This is a genomic window from Streptomyces sp. NPDC005195 (assembly GCF_040608315.1).
GTDB lineage: Bacteria > Actinomycetota > Actinomycetes > Streptomycetales > Streptomycetaceae > Streptomyces > Streptomyces kaempferi.
Map to the genome: position 1 here is coordinate 18,802 of NZ_JBEXHZ010000054.1, position 16,454 is coordinate 35,255.

At 65.6% G+C, this 16,454-nt stretch carries 13 protein-coding genes and 1 pseudogene; 7 read left to right on the forward strand and 7 right to left on the reverse strand.

Annotation, left to right across the window (positions count from 1 at the left end):
- The first annotated feature begins 33 nt into the window (after window positions 1-33).
- The 3 genes from ABZV34_RS31580 to mug all read left to right on the forward strand — a co-directional run bounded on the left by ABZV34_RS31580 (window position 34) and on the right by mug (window position 2,507).
- Window positions 34-504, forward strand: coding sequence for a universal stress protein (locus ABZV34_RS31580; RefSeq protein ID WP_356284189.1), 471 nt, complete (start codon window positions 34-36; stop codon window positions 502-504).
- 33 nt (window positions 505-537) lie between these two features.
- Window positions 538-1,809, forward strand: coding sequence for an MFS transporter (locus ABZV34_RS31585; protein ID WP_356284192.1), 1,272 nt, complete (start codon window positions 538-540; stop codon window positions 1,807-1,809).
- Window positions 1,810-1,901: 92 nt separating this feature from the next.
- Window positions 1,902-2,507 (forward strand): G/U mismatch-specific DNA glycosylase, encoded by a 606-nt coding sequence (mug, locus tag ABZV34_RS31590; RefSeq protein WP_356284195.1) that lies wholly within the window; start codon window positions 1,902-1,904, stop codon window positions 2,505-2,507.
- Between the two features lie 276 nt (window positions 2,508-2,783).
- Here mug and ABZV34_RS31595 read toward each other — a convergent pair whose 3' ends face one another.
- Complete coding sequence (locus tag ABZV34_RS31595) at window positions 2,784-3,356, reverse strand: CGNR zinc finger domain-containing protein (RefSeq protein WP_356284198.1); 573 nt, start codon at window positions 3,354-3,356, stop codon at window positions 2,784-2,786.
- 130 nt (window positions 3,357-3,486) lie between these two features.
- Here ABZV34_RS31595 and ABZV34_RS31600 point away from each other — a divergent pair, with 130 nt between their 5' ends.
- Both ABZV34_RS31600 and ABZV34_RS31605 read left to right on the forward strand, forming a co-directional pair.
- On the forward strand, window positions 3,487-4,911 hold the full coding sequence (locus ABZV34_RS31600; protein WP_356284201.1) for a DHA2 family efflux MFS transporter permease subunit: 1,425 nt from the start codon (window positions 3,487-3,489) through the stop codon (window positions 4,909-4,911).
- A gap of 300 nt (window positions 4,912-5,211) precedes the next feature.
- Window positions 5,212-5,919: an SDR family oxidoreductase gene (locus tag ABZV34_RS31605; protein ID WP_153547440.1), complete on the forward strand. Its 708-nt coding sequence runs from the start codon at window positions 5,212-5,214 to the stop codon at window positions 5,917-5,919.
- 313 nt (window positions 5,920-6,232) lie between these two features.
- Here ABZV34_RS31605 and ABZV34_RS31610 read toward each other — a convergent pair.
- Window positions 6,233-6,502: pseudogene (locus ABZV34_RS31610) on the reverse strand (NAD(P)/FAD-dependent oxidoreductase); the annotation flags it as partial.
- Between the two features lie 32 nt (window positions 6,503-6,534).
- On the opposite strand from ABZV34_RS31610, the gene ABZV34_RS31615 reads away from it, so the two are divergent.
- Complete coding sequence (locus ABZV34_RS31615) at window positions 6,535-7,506, forward strand: NADPH:quinone reductase (protein WP_356284205.1); 972 nt, start codon at window positions 6,535-6,537, stop codon at window positions 7,504-7,506.
- 724 nt (window positions 7,507-8,230) lie between these two features.
- A complete protein-coding gene (locus tag ABZV34_RS31620; protein ID WP_356284208.1) occupies window positions 8,231-9,115 on the forward strand; it encodes an NmrA family NAD(P)-binding protein in 885 nt (294 codons plus the stop codon).
- Between the two features lie 1,232 nt (window positions 9,116-10,347).
- Here the strand turns inward: ABZV34_RS31620 and ABZV34_RS31625 are convergent.
- From ABZV34_RS31625 to ABZV34_RS31645, 5 genes are all read right to left on the reverse strand, one after another.
- Complete coding sequence (locus ABZV34_RS31625; RefSeq protein WP_356284211.1) at window positions 10,348-11,364, reverse strand: methyltransferase; 1,017 nt, start codon at window positions 11,362-11,364, stop codon at window positions 10,348-10,350.
- Window positions 11,365-11,586: 222 nt separating this feature from the next.
- Entirely contained in the window at window positions 11,587-12,573 is a 987-nt protein-coding gene (locus ABZV34_RS31630) for a zinc-dependent alcohol dehydrogenase family protein (RefSeq protein WP_356284214.1), read from the reverse strand.
- A 67-nt stretch (window positions 12,574-12,640) separates the two neighbouring features.
- Window positions 12,641-13,351, reverse strand: a complete 711-nt coding sequence (locus ABZV34_RS31635) for an SDR family oxidoreductase (protein ID WP_356284217.1) — start codon at window positions 13,349-13,351, stop codon at window positions 12,641-12,643.
- 277 nt (window positions 13,352-13,628) lie between these two features.
- A complete protein-coding gene (locus ABZV34_RS31640; protein WP_115976506.1) occupies window positions 13,629-14,336 on the reverse strand; it encodes a cysteine hydrolase family protein in 708 nt (235 codons plus the stop codon).
- A 619-nt stretch (window positions 14,337-14,955) separates the two neighbouring features.
- Complete coding sequence (locus ABZV34_RS31645) at window positions 14,956-15,924, reverse strand: helix-turn-helix domain-containing protein (RefSeq protein WP_356284220.1); 969 nt, start codon at window positions 15,922-15,924, stop codon at window positions 14,956-14,958.
- Window positions 15,925-16,454 lie beyond the last annotated feature (530 nt).

Here is a 16,454-nt window from a genome sequence, read left to right on the forward strand (position 1 = left end):
GGTATCGGGCGCCACCGCGGGGGGTGGTGCCGGATGACCCGGCCGGTGACGCTCGTGTGCTTCGACGGGTCCGCCGCGTCGAGGCTGGGCCTTGGTGTGACGCAGACACTCCTGGCATCCACCAACCTCATCGTCCTGACGGTTTGGCAGTCGGTGGCAAGCCGGCTCGCTGAAGCGGGAAGTCTGGGTGCGATGGCGGTCGTGGCGCACGAGTCGGCGGACCGGGCCGCGGAAGAAGAGGCCCGCACTGCTGCGGCTCGCGGGGCGGAGATCGCGCGTGCCGGCGGTGGTCGCGCGAAGGCGCGCGTCGAGGAAGGCGACGAGTTCGTCTGGAAGGCCGTCCTCAAGGTCGCCGACGAGGTCGATGCGGCTTCGATCGTCATCGGCTCACGCGGCCGTAGCCCGCTCAAGGGCGCGCTGCTGGGTTCGGTGTCCCGGGAAGTCCTCGCACACACGACACGACCGGTATTGGTCGTGCCTCCGGCGCACGCACCCGAGCGATGACCTCCAGCACGCCATTTGCAAGGAAGAGAACTCATGATTTCAGTTCGTGTGAACCGTCACCGCCCGGCGCTGCCCGACATGGCGGCGTTCTGGGGCGTCGGGTTCACGCTGGGCGTATTCATGTTCGCGGCCAGCGCTCCCGCCCCTCTCTACCGGGTCTACGCCGCGCGCTGGCACTTCTCCGCGCTGACACTGACAGCGGTCTTCGCCCTCTACGCAGTCGGGCTTCTCATCGGCCTGCTGGTGACCGGCCGGCTGTCGGACCACCTCGGACGCAGACCCGTCATCCTGGCGTCGATCATCGTCGAGATCCTCGCGATGATCTGCTTCATCCTGGCCAACTCCACCGCGCTCCTGTGCGTCGCACGGTCGGTACAAGGAGTGGCAACCGGCTGCGCCCTCGGCGCACTGTCCGCGGCGCTGGCTGAACTCTCGGAGAGCAAAGGCTCGCTCCTGGGGACTGTTGTGGTGAGTTCCGCACCGCCCTTCGGGCTCGCCCTCGGCGGCCTGGGATCCGCCGCCCTCGTGCAGTACGGGCCCGTGCCCCTGCGCCTGGTCTACTGGCTGATCATCGTCGGCCTCGTCGTCGGAGCCGCAGTCGTCGTCACGACGCGCGAGACCGTCGAACGGCGCCCGGGCGCCCTGGCATCCCTCAAGCCCGTCATCGGAATCCCGCCCGAAGCACGCTCTACCTTCGTCGCGATCCTCCCGAGCCTGATCGCCCTGTGGGCCCTGATCGGCTTCTACCTCTCGCTCGGGCCGGGCCTGGCCGCTTCGATCGAGGGGTCTCCGAACCTCCTGTGGGGAGGGTTCGCCGTGTTCTGCATGTGCTTCAGCGGTGGCACGGCCGTCGTCCTCGGCCGGCAGGCAGCAGCACCCAGGGCCATGTTCATCGGCTGCCTTGCGCTGTTCGCCGGAGTGGGCCTGACGTTCATCGCGATCGTCGCCGGAAACATCGCGCTGTTCCTCACCGGCAGCGCCATCGCCGGCGTCGGATTCGGCCTCGCATTCCTCGGCAACGTGCGTGCCGTCGTCCAGGTAGCGCGACCAGCACAGCGAGCCGGCGCACTCGCCGTGCTCTACATCGTGTCCTACCTGATGTTCTCGGTCCCGATCGTGATCGCCGGCATCGCCGAAGCACACATCAGCGCGCACGACGTCGCGCTCATCTTCTCCGGTAGCGTCACGCTCCTTGCCGCTGTAGGGATCGCGGCCTCGCTGACCCAGCGCCCCCGGCCCACACCAGCGGTTCAGGCTGCCTCGACCCGGCCCGAGCACAGCGGCGCACCCACGAAGGCGCCCTGATGCGCCGGCACGGGCAACACCGGCCGTGTAGTGCACGGGTGACCTGTTTTCCCACAGCCGGTGTCTCCCCCTCGCAGCAGCATGAGGCAACCGTGAATGCCACGAATTCACCACAGTTGGATGACATCGTCGACGAGGGCCTGGACGTCATCTTCGTCGGCATCAACCCCGGCCTGCAATCGGCGATGCGTGGGCACAGCTTTGCGACTCCAGGCAACAGAATGTGGCCCGCGCTCCATCGTTCAGGCTTCACACCGTATCGACTGCGGCCCGAGCAGGAACGCGACCTTCTGCACCTGGGCCTCGGCCTCACCACCATCGTCCGTACGCCAACGGTTCGTGCGTCCGACCTCACGCGCGACGCCTACCTCCAAGGGGGCGAGGACCTCCTCCGGCGTATGGAAGCCCTGCGGCCCACATGGCTGGCGTTTTTGGGAGTAACCGGATACCGCACGGCATTCGATGTCCGGGACGCGCGAGTAGGGCCACAAACAGAGGTGCTAGGCGGATCCCAGGTGTGGGTGCTGCCCAACCCCAGCGGGCTCAACGCGCACTACCCCCCAGTAGCTCTGGCGGCGGAATTCGCCCGGCTTCGTGTCGCCGCCCACCTGCCCGATCGTGCCGCCGCGACTCCTCCGAACCGCTCCCGCGCCTCAGGCCGCCAGGCGCCTCGAATCGAAAAGAAGGCGAATCAATGACGGGCCGTCGATGGACCGGAGGATGAGAGTCTTGGAGACACGGCAGACAGACCTCCTGACAGGGGCGGGGCTACGGCCGGTCGTGGGCCCCAGGTGCCCGGTTCTCCGCCTCCCTGACCGGCGATCCTGCGACCGGCCTATTCGGCCCACAGGCGAGCCAGCAGGGCAGCGGCCCATAGAGAGTCGCTGGCAGGCAGGGAAAGCCGCCCTATCCTGCGACGTCTTTTCACGCACCTGCTCGGCGACTGCGGCCCGTGCGCGAGCCGCACCGACGGGTCAGGCCCGGTCTTCCTTGTTCCGCTCCCGTGATGCCTGCATGGACATCCGCGACCCGCACCGCGGACTGCAGTACCGGCCGGAGTGGTTGCGGGTCCGGTCACGGAAGGCGTAGAGGCACTTCGGGCTGGAGCACGCCTTGACCAGCGCCCACTCGTCGCGGTGCGCAGTCTCCGCGGCCGCGGCCAGCACGGTCCCCAGCAGGCCGGGCACCCCGCCGGCAACCGGCACGAGCCGAACTCGGCCCGCAGCGACGACCGCTCTGACCGGGTAACGGTCGCTGGCTGCGCGAAGCCGCTCGTGCGCATCGGCGAGAGCCGCTGTCTGCTGGCCGTCGGTGTGGGAGAGCAGCACAGTCCGCAGGGCCTCGCGCAACTCACGGGCCGCGAGAACGTCGAAGTCCGTCACGGCCGCGCCGTCGTCCAGCAGGTCCCGTTCACGGGCCCACTGCAGCAGGTCCGCACCACTTCCGAAGCGCTCGATGTGCCCGGCGCCGTCGGCCCGGGTGTTGACGAAGTCGACGACGGCGTCAGCGGGAACCTTCCAGCTGGCCGTCTCCTGCTCGCTACCCATCCTCCGATGGTACTGCGCGACGCGACCGTCTGGTCAACGGTCGCAACCATGAGATGACTCAGCACTGTTCTGTTGCGTGCTAACCGTGTACGGTCGCAACGAGACATCAGAGACCCCTCGGGAGACACGCATGACAACCGTTGGTGCCCAGCCGCCGACCCCGTCGACGGCGACACCGCCCCTGGCTTCGCCGAAGGCGACGGCTTCGCGCTGGTCGGTCTTCGCCGTCCTCGCCGCCGTCGCATTCATGGCGCAACTGGACCTATTCATCGTCAATGTCGCCCTGCCCGACATGGCCGGCAGCTTCCACAACGCCACCCTGAGTAACCTGTCGTGGGTCCTCAACGCATACTCGATCGTCCTGGCCGCACTACTCGTGCCATCCGGACGACTCGCCGATCACTTCGGCCGACGCCGCTTCCTGCTTGCCGGGGTCGTGCTGTTCACCGTCGCATCGGTCGTTTGTGCTGTCGCGCCGAGCCTCAGCTTCATGATCATCGGCCGGGTTCTGCAGGGGTTCGGCGCAGCCATGGTGATCCCCACCTCGCTCGGCCTGCTGTTTCCCGCCTTCCCGCGGGAGCAGCACACCCTGGTCGTGGGACTGTGGGCAGGCGTCGCAGCCATCGCCGCATCCCTGGGCCCCACCGTCGGCGGGCTGCTCGTTGCGGCCGACTGGCGGCTGATCTTTCTGATCAACGTGCCGATCGGCGTAGCCGCCATCCTCTTCGGCCTGCGGGTGCTCCCGGAGGTGCGGGCCCAGCAGGGTACCCGCATGCCCGACCCCATCTCCGGAGCCGCGCTCCTGGTCGCGGTCGCCCTGCTGACATCCGCGATGGTTCAGAGCACCTCCTGGGGATGGTCCGGCACCGGGACCGTGCTGTTCCTGGCCGGAGCCGTCGTAGCCGGAACCGTGACGGTCTGGCGGGCCTTCCGGCACCCGCACGCGGTCGTCGAAGCCTCCCTCTTCGGCGCCAGCCGCGAGTTCAGCGCCGCATCGGCAGCCCTGTTCCTGTTCTTCCTCGCCTTCTCGGCGTGGCTGCTGATCACGGTCCTGTTCCTGCAGAACACATGGCACTACGGCGTCATCCGCACCGGACTGGCCATCGCACCCGGACCCCTGAGCGCAGCAGCCACCGCGCTCAACGCCGGCCGCATCACCGGACGGTTCGGCCGCAAGGCACCCGCCATCACCGGAACCCTGCTGTTCGCGGGAGCATCCCTGTTCTGGCTCCTGGCCACGACCCTGCACCCCGACTACGCAGCCGGATTCCTGCCCGGCCTCATCATCGGCGGCGCCGGAGCAGGACTCACACAGGCCCCGCTGTTCGCTGCCGCGGGCACCCTCCCCGCCGACCGCGCCACCACCGGCAGCGCAGTCCTGAACATGGCCCGGCAGGTAGGCAGCGCCATCGGCGTGGCCATCTTGGTGACCTTCCTGTCCGGCATCCCCGCGAACAGCCTGACCGGCTACCACCGTGGCTGGGCCTTCATGATCGTGGCCTGCCTTGCCTGCACCACTGTGGTGACTCTGGCAACGCCTCGGCGAAAGCACTGATCGGCGCCGCCTCCTGCGGCCGTGTCCGCTGGTCGCGTACTTACCGCCGCGGCGGCTGGCGGATCCACCGCGTGATCCGCCAGCCGCAAGGCCATCCAGCGGCTCCACGGCGGTGACTGCCACGTCATCGACGCCGCCGCCTGGGCCAGCTGGCGCTCCAGGGGGCGGCGATCGGTTAGGCCAGCTCGTGTCCGTACAACCGGAACTTCTCCACCGTTTTGCAAGTCACAACCGAGTGGTCTGGCACCCGGCACGCCATCTGGCATGGCCGCGGCGCAGGCCCGTTGAGAGAGGTCAGTCATGGGAATCTCTGGATCCGTCGTCTTGGTCACCGGCGCTAACCGCGGCATCGGTGCGGAGTTCGTCCGCCAGCTGTTGGAGCGCGGCGCCGCAAAGGTCTACGCCGCGGCCCGCGACCCGCACGCCGTCAAGCCGGCCGACCGTGTCGAGCCCATCCAGTTGGACGTCACCAACCACGCTGAGGTCGAGGCCGCTGCCCGGCAGGCCTCTGACGTGCAGATCGTCATCAACAACGCGGGCATCGCCGTCCCGCAGCCGATCATCGGCGGCGATATCTCAGTGATCCGCAACGAGTTCGAGACGAACTTCTTCGGCACCCTCGATGTCGCCTCGGCGTTCGCGCCGGCGCTGAAGGCGAACGGCGGCGGGACGATCCTCAACGCGCTGTCGGCCGTGGCCTGGCTCTCCTTCCCCGGCTTCGCCTCCTACAGTGCGTCGAAGGCCGCCGCGTGGAGCCTCACCGACGGCCTCCGGCACGAACTGAAGGAGCAGGGCACGCACGTCGTCGGCCTGCTCATGGGCCCGGTCGACACCACCATGGGCGCGCAGTTCCCGCTGCCCGACAAGGCGACCCCCGCCCACATCGTCACCGCCGCGCTCGACGGCATCGAGTCAGGCACTGATGAGGTCCTCGGAGACGACCTCACCAAGACGATCCAAGGCACACTGACCAGCGGCGCGGCCCGCTACGCCACCCTGTTCGGCTAGACCACCCGTTCAACCCCGCCCGGTACCCGGCAGCCGCCGGAGCATCTGGCAAGCACGCGAGTAGCCCCGGGGCCGGCGACAGAGCCGACCGACCCCGGCGCTGCCCGGTGCCTCGCGAAACCGCTGTGTCCTTCACGGCCGGCAGCCTGCGACGCGAGGTGCTCGCAGATGGCTCCTCGAGAGGCTTCGTCCGAATCTGACGTTGCGTCGCATGGCACGAATACCTATCCCGAGGTCACGCGCCGGGACGTGAGTTTCCACCTGGTTGAGGCATCGGGCCACATACTCCCCGAGGTCACCGAGAGGCCGAGCGGGCGGCGGTCAGCCAGATCGCGAGGAACCGGATCTTCCGCTCCCAGGTCGGTACGGCAAGAAGGTGGTAGCCGCGGTGCATCAGCCAGGTCGGCAGGCCTTTGACGACCAGGCCGCGGAACTGGAAGATGCCGGGGCCGATTCCCAGGGTGGCAACCACTCCGAGACTGTGGTGAACGTAGTTCTTCGCCGTGCGTCCGCGGAGGGTCGCGACAAGGTTCCTGGCCAGGCGCTTTCCCTGCCGCACCATGCTGCGCGGTCCGGGTACTGACTTTCGCAAAAAAAGGCATTATCTTTTCTTCTATGAAGGCCGCCTACTACGAAACCCATGGCACGGCTCGTGAAGTCCTCAGGGTCGGCGAGCGCCGTCGCCCTGAGCCAGGTCCCGGGCAGGTTAGGGTGCGAATCCGGCGCTCAGCCCTTAACTCTCTCGATGTGAAGCTGCGGTCGGGCTACGTTCCGCAATCGATCGATGGCTACCAAATTCCTCACTTGGATGGGAGCGGAGAGATCGACGCCGTTGGATACGGCGTAGAGCCAGGACGCGTTGGTCAGCAGGTTTGGGTGTGGTTCGGTGCCGTCAAGCTGCCATGGGGCACAGCAGCGGAGTGGACGGTCGTCAACCAGCGCAATGCGGTGCCACTACCCGAAGGTATCTCCGACGACTTTGCTGCATGTCTCGGAATTCCGGCGATCACAGCACATCACTGCCTTTTCAAGGACGGCCCGATCAGCGGGCGCACCGTGCTGGTGGCCGGAGGGGCCGGGGCCGTCGGCCACTATGCCGTCGAGATGGCGAAGTGGGCAGGTGCCACTGTTGTGAGTACGGTCAGTGATTCAGATAAAGCTGAACTTGCGCGTAAAGCAGGAGCCGACACTGTCGTCAATTATCGTAACTCTGGAGCGATTCAGCAGATCAAGGCAGCGGTCGAGCACGTAGATCGGATCATCGAGGTAGATCTTGCAGCGAACCTGGATCTCGACCTCGCGGTGGTCGGACCACGCACAACGGTGATTACTTATGCTGCCGCAAACACGAACCCGCTGGAGTTGCACGTTCGTTCCTGCATGACAGCAAATGTCACTCTTTCCTTTGTCCAGCTCCTCACTGTTGGGGCCTCTACTTTGGACGTCGCGGCAAAGGGGGTTTCTGACGCGTTGCGCGATGGTGCTCTGAGTCCCCTACCTACTACGAACTTCGCGCTCGACGAGGTCGTCGCAGCTCACGAAGCTGTCGAGTCCGCTCTGCTCGGGAGAGTAGTTATTGAAGTGTGAGCATCGCGGAACCTGCGGCGCGAACCTCAAGATACTCCGTAAACCTGACGCAGATGGATCGGCGTAGGCCCCTCTCATTCGACGAACACCAGTTGGAGAAGTGCGCCGGCGCCAGCAGCTAACCCCACGACCACCGACACATCAAACTCTAGGCCGTGCAGCACCCGATCACCGCCTTGATCCAGCCTGGAAAAGTAGGCCCAGGGATGCGTGTAACAAAGCTACTGACTCACTGCCGCGTTCGAGCGGGATTCGGGTCCTGCCATAGCGCTGTAATTTTAGGCTCCTACCAATCTGTCGCACCGCTTTCCAGCTGAATCTGCTCGCACTCCTGCCGTTCAAGCTTCGGATCACTACTACACAAACTATTCGCACGATTGGTTACGGCGATCACACGTACCAGTCCAGGTGGCACCTCTCAAATTCAATTGCAGGGCCGGGGCGCAGGATCGCGACCTAGCCTTCAGGCTCCTGTGGCTCGAATCAACACGATGGAGTAGCGTTGTCTTACGAAGCTCACTACACGCTTGCTGCGACAGATTGACGGACATTGCGCTCGGATATCGACCAATCTCTTGAATGCAAGATTTCAGACATCTCTAGAGCGGAAACCACTGAGCCGCAGGCATGAATAAGGTTGCCTTTCGACCTTTCGGGAAAATAACTAATCGGGCTGCTGTCGAACAGTTCTCATTGAGTAGACGCATATTAGAAGAGGAATATCGTGTCTCGCAAAATACTGGTCACTGCCGCTGCAGGTCGGACTGGCAGTCAAACAACTATGAGGCTCCTTGAGCAGGGGCGCTCTGTCCGCGCGCTGGTTCGCAGGTTGGACGAGCGTGCTGACAAGCTGTCTGCTATGGGCGCTGAAATAGCAGTCGGTGACCTCACAGACCTTTCCGCAATGTCGAAAGCCACCCGTGATGTTGGGGCTGTCTATTTCAATTACCCAATCCTTCCCAATCTGCTTGAGGCTACGACCGTAATGCTTCAGGTAGCTACTGAGAATAAAATTGAAGCAATTGTAAATATGTCACAGATGCCCGCGCGGCGAGATGCTGGCAGTCATGCCTCTCGCAAAGATTGGCTCTGTGAGCGCACGCTCGATCACTTTGCGGGAAGCGTTGTTCACCTGCGCCCAACAATGTTCGCAGAGTGGCTCACGCGGTTTTGGGATCGCGAACGGAGTGAGCTGCGTCTGGCATTCTCTGGTGCACGCCACGCCCCCATCGCCGCCGAAGATTTGGGTCGAGTTATTTCGGCGATCCTCATCGACCCGAATGTGCACGCCGGGGAGACCTACGAGCTATTCGGGAAAATAGAGATGGATCACTATGAGATTGCGGCCGCCATGACTCGCGTCTTGGGTAGACGAGTTACTTACGTACCCATAGAAGTCGACCAGTTCCGCACTGAACAGATAGAGAAAGGGTTCAACCCATACTTGGTCCAGCACCTCACTAACGTCGCCATCGATTATCAAAATGGAATATTTTCCGGCACTAACGAAGTCGTACGCACACTGACAGGCGCGGACCCGCTTGGCGTGGAGGACTTTATTGCACGCAATAGAGAATTCTATGAAAGTGATATCAAAACTCCAGGATAATTCCGCCTTCCGGAAGTAGTACGGCTACTGCTGGAGATGGAGCTGGCCAGTTGAGGCGGTAGTACAAGCATGCGAAGCCTCTGGCGGAGACGGTTCTCTTGGTCGAAAACCCAACTACCAGGGGCTTCGCCACGTTGTCAGCCCAACCAGCCCGTTGCTGCTGCAAGTTCGAAAGGGCTCACTGGCTTCGGTGCAGCACCCCAGGGATGCCTTCCTCTCGTCGGGCAAACCTCACGGCCACCACGAATCCGCCGACTTAGCAGGACCGGGCGGGAGTGCGGCTGCAGCTGCTGCGGCCGCACGTGGACGGCCGCCCTCGGCCGATGTGAACCGGCAGCGCCGATCCTGACGTGAGCTGGTGGCCATCAGGTTGATCGCATGTGCTGACGATCATTCGCAGGCGGGGAAGGGGTCGCGGTCAGTCCAGCAGGCAGGCAGGCAAGCAGGTCGGGCGCAGGCGAGGACGCCGCGTGGGCGATGAGCGCGGCGTGCAAGACGGGCACGTCCAGGCTTGTCGTCGGGTCGAGGTGGATGGTCTACTGCTGGTCCGGCGGGAGCAACGGAATCCTGCTCTTTCTGCGGTTTTGTACCGCAAAGAAGCGGTGGACGGACGAGAAAAACGCCCTCCAGTCCCTGAGCGTCGGACCTCTGAAATTCGGCATCACGTCGGGGCTTCCACCTGTCTTGCGAACGCTCTAGACGAGCGGCCTGGGCGAATCTGGAAGTGGGCTCCGGCACGACGCCTTCGGATGCGGCACCGGTGCCGGAAACGGTCAAGAAGCAGAGGGATCGCGGTTCGGCGCCGCTGCCCCCCCTGGTGGTAGGAGATGTGCTCGTGGCGAAAGTCAGCACGAGGGACAGGAGGGCCAGGTCTCGCTGCTGTTGTGCCAGGGGACCGTCGAAATGCGGCACAGTGTGAACATCCTGAATTGCCGCTCGCTGACCGCCTACGGGACCGAGTCGGCCGACCTGTTCGCTGGGGTCGCCGCGGTGCACCGAACAGATGCGCGGCGCAGGCATGGGCTCATCGAGCCTCCGCTGCAGGGGACAGCCCCTGCAGTGCGCCGCCCAGTCGGTGAAATGAAACTCCGTAACGAGCACGGCCCCGCCGCGCAGCCACCCGTGCCCGTGCTATACCCGCCTCGACGGGTGAAGGCGCCTGCACGGGACGGGATGGTTGGCTTGCGCGGCGGAGCCGGTGACGTTCGCTACGTCGGGGACTGACCGTACCGTCAGGTCAGCGTGGCCTCGATCGCCGATGCGATTCCAGACCCGGGAACGATGCGGTCAATAACGAAACCTGCCTCGGCCAGAAGGCGCCGCCACTGCTTCTCGGTGCGCTCCCGACCACCGAGCATGGCCAGCATGGTCACGTCGAGCATCTTCGTGTAGTGGGGCCCGTCACCCTCGGGCAGGACCGTCTCCACCAGGACGAGCCGCGCACCGGCGGCAGCCGCCTTGGCGACGCTGCGCAGGATGGTCAGGGCAGAAGCGTCGTCCCAGTCGTGCAGGACGACGGACATCACGTAGATGTCGCTGGTCGGCACAGTGTCGACGAAGAAGTCGCCCGCGACGACGGTCGCCCGATCGGCCACCCCAGCCTCGGCCAGGACATCGGCAGCCTTGCTGACCACGCCGGGAAGGTCGAAGACTGTGCCCTGCCGTTCAGGGAACCTTGTCAGCAACTCGGCGAGAAGGGTGCCGTCCGCACCGCCGATGTCAGCGATCGTCCGTCCGTGCGGAAGCTGGTAGACGTCCAGGAGGTTGCCCCGTAGGGCGCGGCCGCCGCCGGCCATGGCGGAGTTCTGCAGCGCGGTCAGGCGCGGAGATTCGCCGACCCAGTCGAAGAACGGCTTGCCGAGGACCTTCTTGGCGCCGGGCTCTCCCGTACGGGCCGCATGGAGCAGACCGCTGAACGGTCCGTAGTGCGTTTCCATCCAGTATCGGGCCAGTCCTCGCACGGAATCGGCCGGGCCGTCGGCCAGCGTGCGGCCGAGGTCGGTGACTTCCACGCCGCCTTCCACGGATCGGAAGACCCCCAGCGGGGTCAGGAACCGGATGATGCGCCCGAGCGCGTCGCTGTCGGCATGTACGTCGGCCGCCAGGCTTTCGATGCTGCGAGGGCCGTCGAGCAGCGCCGTCGCCACTCCCAACTCGGCGACGACGTAGAGGGCCTGCGAGACCTCGAAGCCGGTCAGGAGGTGCTGCATCTGCAGGGCGGCGGGAAGAGGCTGTGCCTCGTCGGTCACGGTGATTCTCCAAACGGTATTGAGCAAGATGAGAAATAGGTGGTTTGCGAACTTGCGTAGATCGGGCTGCGCATCGCGAACCCGGTGGCGGGTGAGGGACTGCGCCCGTAAATCTCGTGCGCCCTCTGCGCTGAGAAGGGGGGGCCCGAGGTGGCTCGGCGTCCGGGTTCCCGGCCGCTCACCGCACGAAGCGGGGCGATCCTTCGGGCCGCGCGTGCGCGGTTACTGGCGCACGTTGGGCTTGAAGATGACCTTGCCGCGGTACTCTCCGGCCAGGGCGAGCGCCTCGGGGTACTGCTCCAGGGTGAATTCCCCGATGACCGGGAGCGAGAGCGCCCCAGAAGCGACCAGTTCGGCGAGGTCCTGGTACATGGCCGTGATCTTGTCGAAGCTGGTCTGCTCCTGGAACCAGTTGACGATCCAGAATCCGCGAATCGTCTGGTTCGCGAACAGCAGGGACGGCCCGGGCACAGTGAGGGGTTCGCCGCTCATGCTGGTGTAGATGATGACGGTTCCAGAGTGCCCGACGGTGTCGAGCAGGCGCTGTGTGGCCGAGCCGCCAACGCCGTCGAGGGCAAGCGCGATCTTGGCGTTGTCGGTGGCCTCCGCGATGCGCTGCGGGAGGTCGGGTCCGTCGACCAAGACGATGTCGCCGCCGAGCGCCGTGAGTTCGCCGACGAGCTCGGGGCGGCGAACGACGTTGACGGTCTTGATGCCCTTGGACTTGGCGACAGCCATCACAGACCGTCCGACGCCGGAGTTCGCCGCGTTCTGCACGACCCATTCGCCGGCCTGGACGGGCACGATCTCGGTCAGCAGGAGGTAGGCGGTCGCGGGGTTGATCCCGAGCATGGCGAGCTGGTTGACGTCCGCGTCAGGCAGCGGCCGCAGCCACGGTGCGCTCGTCTTGACCCGCTCGACCCAAGCGTTGCTCAGTGGCGGCACCACCGTGCGGTCGCCCACCTTCAGGTGCTTGACGTCGCTTCCGACGGCCGAGACGCGGCCGACGCCCTGCGCGCCGAGCAGGTGCGGCAGAGGAGGCAGGGCTCCGTAGATCCCGGCGATGATGTAAAGATCGGTCGGCTCGACCGACGAGGCCTCGACGTCGATGACGACTTCGTCGGGGCCTGGGTCGCCGACGTCGGGCACGTCGCCCAACTCCACGACCTCGTTCGGGTAACCGTGACCGGTGAGTTTCAGACCCTTCATCCCAATACACCGTCGCCTTCTTGATTCCAAGTGTCGGTATGGACGGATGAAACTGGCGTTCTTTCTGTCAGTGGCCGGCGGTGCGGCCGCCGTCGATGTAGGAGATCTCGCCGGTGACGAAGTCCGCGTCTTCCAGGTAGTTGACTGCGCGGACGACGTCGACGATCTCGCCGACGCGGTTGAGTGGTGCGAAGGACCTCTTGTCCTCGAGGGTTTCCGGTTCGTGCAAGGGGGTGCGCACGATGCCCAGCGAGACGGCGTTGACCCGGATGTTGTCCTGGGCGAGTTCCATCGCCAGTCCGCGGGTGGCGGAGACGACGGCGCCCTTGGACAGGGAAGCCAGGACGGCGGGCACGTTCTGCAGTGCGTGCTCGACCAGGCTGGTGCTGACCTGGAGGATGTGGCCGCCGCCCTGTCTGCGCATGGCGGGCACTGCTGCTTGGGTGGCGAAGAAGACGCTGTCGACGTTGGTTGCCATCACTCGCCGGTACTGCTCTTCCGGGATGTCGGCGATCGGGCCCGGGCGCCAGATCCCGGCGTTGTTGATCAGGGTGTCGACGCGGCCGAACTCTGTCAGCGCGACCTCGATGACCCGGCGGGCTACCTCGGGGTCGCCGACGTCGCCGGCCACCGTGATGTAGTCCGGGTGGGCGGAGGCGGCGATGGATCGTCCGTTGCCGACGGCGCGCCAGCCCCGTTCCCGGTACGCCTTCACGAACGCCTCGCCCAGCCCCTGAGAAGCTCCGGTGACCACGACTACTTTGCGCTCATCACTCACTGCAATGCCTTCCTCGCGATGCCCAGCCAGTCGGCTGCGGACGTCCTACCTCTTCAGATGCTTTCGGCAGTAGCACCCGAGCCGGTGAAACCGGTGTGCTCGAATGGGGTCCGCGCGCCGGTCGAAGTCGATCCCGGCCAGGTAGTCAGCGATGACGCCGAGCGGAGCGCCCCCCTGCCGCGGGGGCTGCGCCCGTCAGTTGCGGAGTCTGCCGTCCGCTTCAGCGTCACTCTCGTGCCGGCGATCTCGCGCGGACGCCCGACTCTGGCGCGTGGGACTACTGGCTCAGCGCGTTCATCCGCTTGACGGCGTCTTCGGTCGTCCACAGGCCGTGCGCCAGGTACCGCCAGTTGACCATGGCCGCCTCGTAGCCGTCACCCTCGTCGTTGACGCCGCCGGCAGTTGCGTCACGCACCATGGCTACCTGGAAACCCATCTCGATGACGTCGCGCATGTGGGCCTCGAGGCACATGTTCCCCGCCGGCCCTGCCATGATCACGGTCTCGATGCGCCGCATCCGCAGCTGCAGCTCGACGTCGTTGTGTCGGGTGGAGAAGAGCCTGTGCGGCGAGGTGTTCGCCGTCTTGCCGTCCTTGAGATAGGGCTTGTACCGCTCCGGGAAGTCCGCACTGGAGCCAGCGAACCCGTCCAGCTCGATCGAGTCCTGCCGGAACACGAAGTGATTCGGCGAGTTCAGGAGGTAGTCCCCGATCTCACCGGCGGGAGCGACCCACTGGCCATCGGGCGTATAGAAGAAGTGCGGCGAGTGGATGACGTAGATGTCATTCTCTTTCGCCGCCTTCAGCAGGTCCTCGATGTGGTCCGGCACATTGCGCTTTTCCAGCGCTTCCGCGATGAGTTCGTAGTAGGTCGTCCCCTCCGCGCGGAAAAACTCGTTCTGGAGGTCAGTGACAAGGAGGGCCGTCTTCCCCTTGACCAGCTCCATCTCGGGCTTGCTGTGGGTGAACGGCTTGGTTTTCGACATCAGTGCCAACTCTCATTCGTGCCGTACCGGGGGTCTGTGGCGAAGCTGCGAAGACGGAGGGTCATCGGGTGGGCCCTGTCCTGTGCATAACCACCCAGGAGTGAACGATTGACCGGGTCGCACATTCAAAGCATTGGCCCGTTGGCGAAAGCATCGATGGCTATCGCTGTTGATCAATCCTTCTAAGGGAAAGTATTGCGCTTGCTCATGTGTCCGACCAGGGCCGCGCGGGCCACTAATCGTCGCTTTCGTGCCACCAGGCGCCTCACCGGCGCCGCCGCAGGGATGCGTCTTCGACCACGATCGGCGGTTGGTTGGCCGTGCGTGCCAGCTCCAGGAGGGCCGGACGTCAAGGGACGTGACACCGTGCGAGGAGCCGTGAAATCCGCGGCACACTGCACACCGCCGCGTGGGCCAGAGCGAGGGCGAGGGCCCCGCGTCCGCCGGCTGGTCGTGGCTCCGTCGCAAGGCGCCTGCGACCTTTTGCACGGTCAGTCAGGAAGTGGCAGTTGGATCGCGTGTACGGCACGGACGCGGTGCGGCAGGCCTCTGCGCGACCATCACAGCCTTCGGCGCGATGTAAAGAGTGTGCTGAGGCGCGGCGCGCGGAGACGGTCAGCTACTGGGACGACCGGCCGCTGAAAGTTCGCCGGTAGGACGTGGGGGTGGTGTGGAGCCGGCGGCTGAAGTGGGACCGCAGCGCGGCCGCGTTACCGAATCCAGTCCGCCGCGCAATGTCCTCGACCGGGCGATCGGTGGTCTCCAGGAGGGACTGGGCGATCCTCAGCCGCTGTTCCAGCAGCCATTGCGCAGGTGTCATCCCCGTCTCGGCGCGGAACTTGCGGGCAAAGGTCCGCCTGGACATCAACGCCCGGTCGGCGAGGTCATCGACCGAGATCGGATCGTCGAGATGGGCCAGCGCCCAGTTCCGGGCAGGCTCGGTCGCCCCGGCCGACGCAGAGCCCTCGGCGACACGGGCGGGCAGGGGGATGTACTGCGCCTGCCCACCCTCACGGTAGGGGGCGATCACCGTCCATCGCGCCACGTCAGCGGCGGCTGCGGCGCCATGGTCCTGACGCACGACGTGCAGACACAGGTCCAGGCCCGCCGCGACGCCCGCACTGGTCATGATGGAGCCCTCGTCCACGTACAGAACCGCTGGGTCGACCTCGACTTTCGGGTACCGGGAGGCGAGCTCCGCGGCCGCCGACCAGTGCGTGGTGACACGCCGGCCGTCGAGGAGACCTGCATCAGCGAGCACGAAGGCGCCGGTGCAGATGGACATGATGCGGATGCCACGATGGTGCGCCTCAACCAGTGCGGCGGCGACCTCGGGGTAGCTGGCCGCGGTGGAGTAGTGGTCCAGACCCGGCACGACGATCGAGTCCGCGTCCTGAAGCGCTTCAAGGCCTCGCTCGGCCACGATCTCCGCGCCCGTCGAGGTCGCGACCCGCCCCTTGCGAAGGCCCGCGAGTCCGAACTGGTAACGATCCCCACCCAGTTGCCCGAAGATCTGCGTGGGGGCGGCCATGTCGAGCAGGAGGACCGACGGCAGTATCAGGGTGACGACGCGATGCGGTGCTGGCACAAAACCAATGATAGGCGTTTTGCCCCCGCGGCCCCGCGCGGGCACTGGGCAGGCTGTCCCAGCCTCCCGCGACCGGTGTGCTGTCGCGTGACCGTATTCCCGCACCGCCGCGGTGCCGCCAGTGCATCGCGGCCGTTGCCGCGGTAAGTCGCTACGGCGGCTAATTCGCAGGTGCACCTTCCCAAAGAGCTACCGGCGTTGACGGGCAGGCACCACACTGATTCCCACGCTCGAGGGGCGTCCCGACCAGGGACAACGGTGACTAATTCCCTGGCCGCAATTCGATGAGCGCTGGCTGCGCTGCCTCTCGTCGGTCGCCGGTATCTCCGGCATGTTTGAGGCGTGATGTATTTGAAACCGAAAACGCCTCTCGGGCGAGCGGCCCAGCTGCATGGCGGGTATCGGGCGCCAACGCGGGGGGTGGTGCCGGATGACCCGGCGCACGCACCCGAGCGATGACCTCCAGCACGCCATTTGAAAAAACCCACCGTGGAACACCACTGGTGCGTCCGGTTGGGAACAGCAACACA

What these genes read in the sequence shown, in the direction of transcription:
- ABZV34_RS31595 (WP_356284198.1), bottom strand. Translation starts at nt 3,356, where the DNA reads ATGGGTAGCGAGCAGGAGACGGCCAGCTGGAAGGTTCCCGCTGACGCC.
- ABZV34_RS31640 (WP_115976506.1), bottom strand. Translation starts at nt 14,336, where the DNA reads ATGTCGAAAACCAAGCCGTTCACCCACAGCAAGCCCGAGATGGAGCTG.
- ABZV34_RS31605 (WP_153547440.1), top strand. Translation starts at nt 5,212, where the DNA reads ATGGGAATCTCTGGATCCGTCGTCTTGGTCACCGGCGCTAACCGCGGC.
- ABZV34_RS31585 (WP_356284192.1), top strand. Translation starts at nt 538, where the DNA reads ATGATTTCAGTTCGTGTGAACCGTCACCGCCCGGCGCTGCCCGACATG.
- ABZV34_RS31630 (WP_356284214.1), bottom strand. Translation starts at nt 12,573, where the DNA reads ATGAAGGGTCTGAAACTCACCGGTCACGGTTACCCGAACGAGGTCGTG.
- ABZV34_RS31600 (WP_356284201.1), top strand. Translation starts at nt 3,487, where the DNA reads ATGACAACCGTTGGTGCCCAGCCGCCGACCCCGTCGACGGCGACACCG.
- ABZV34_RS31580 (WP_356284189.1), top strand. Translation starts at nt 34, where the DNA reads ATGACCCGGCCGGTGACGCTCGTGTGCTTCGACGGGTCCGCCGCGTCG.
- ABZV34_RS31615 (WP_356284205.1), top strand. Translation starts at nt 6,535, where the DNA reads ATGAAGGCCGCCTACTACGAAACCCATGGCACGGCTCGTGAAGTCCTC.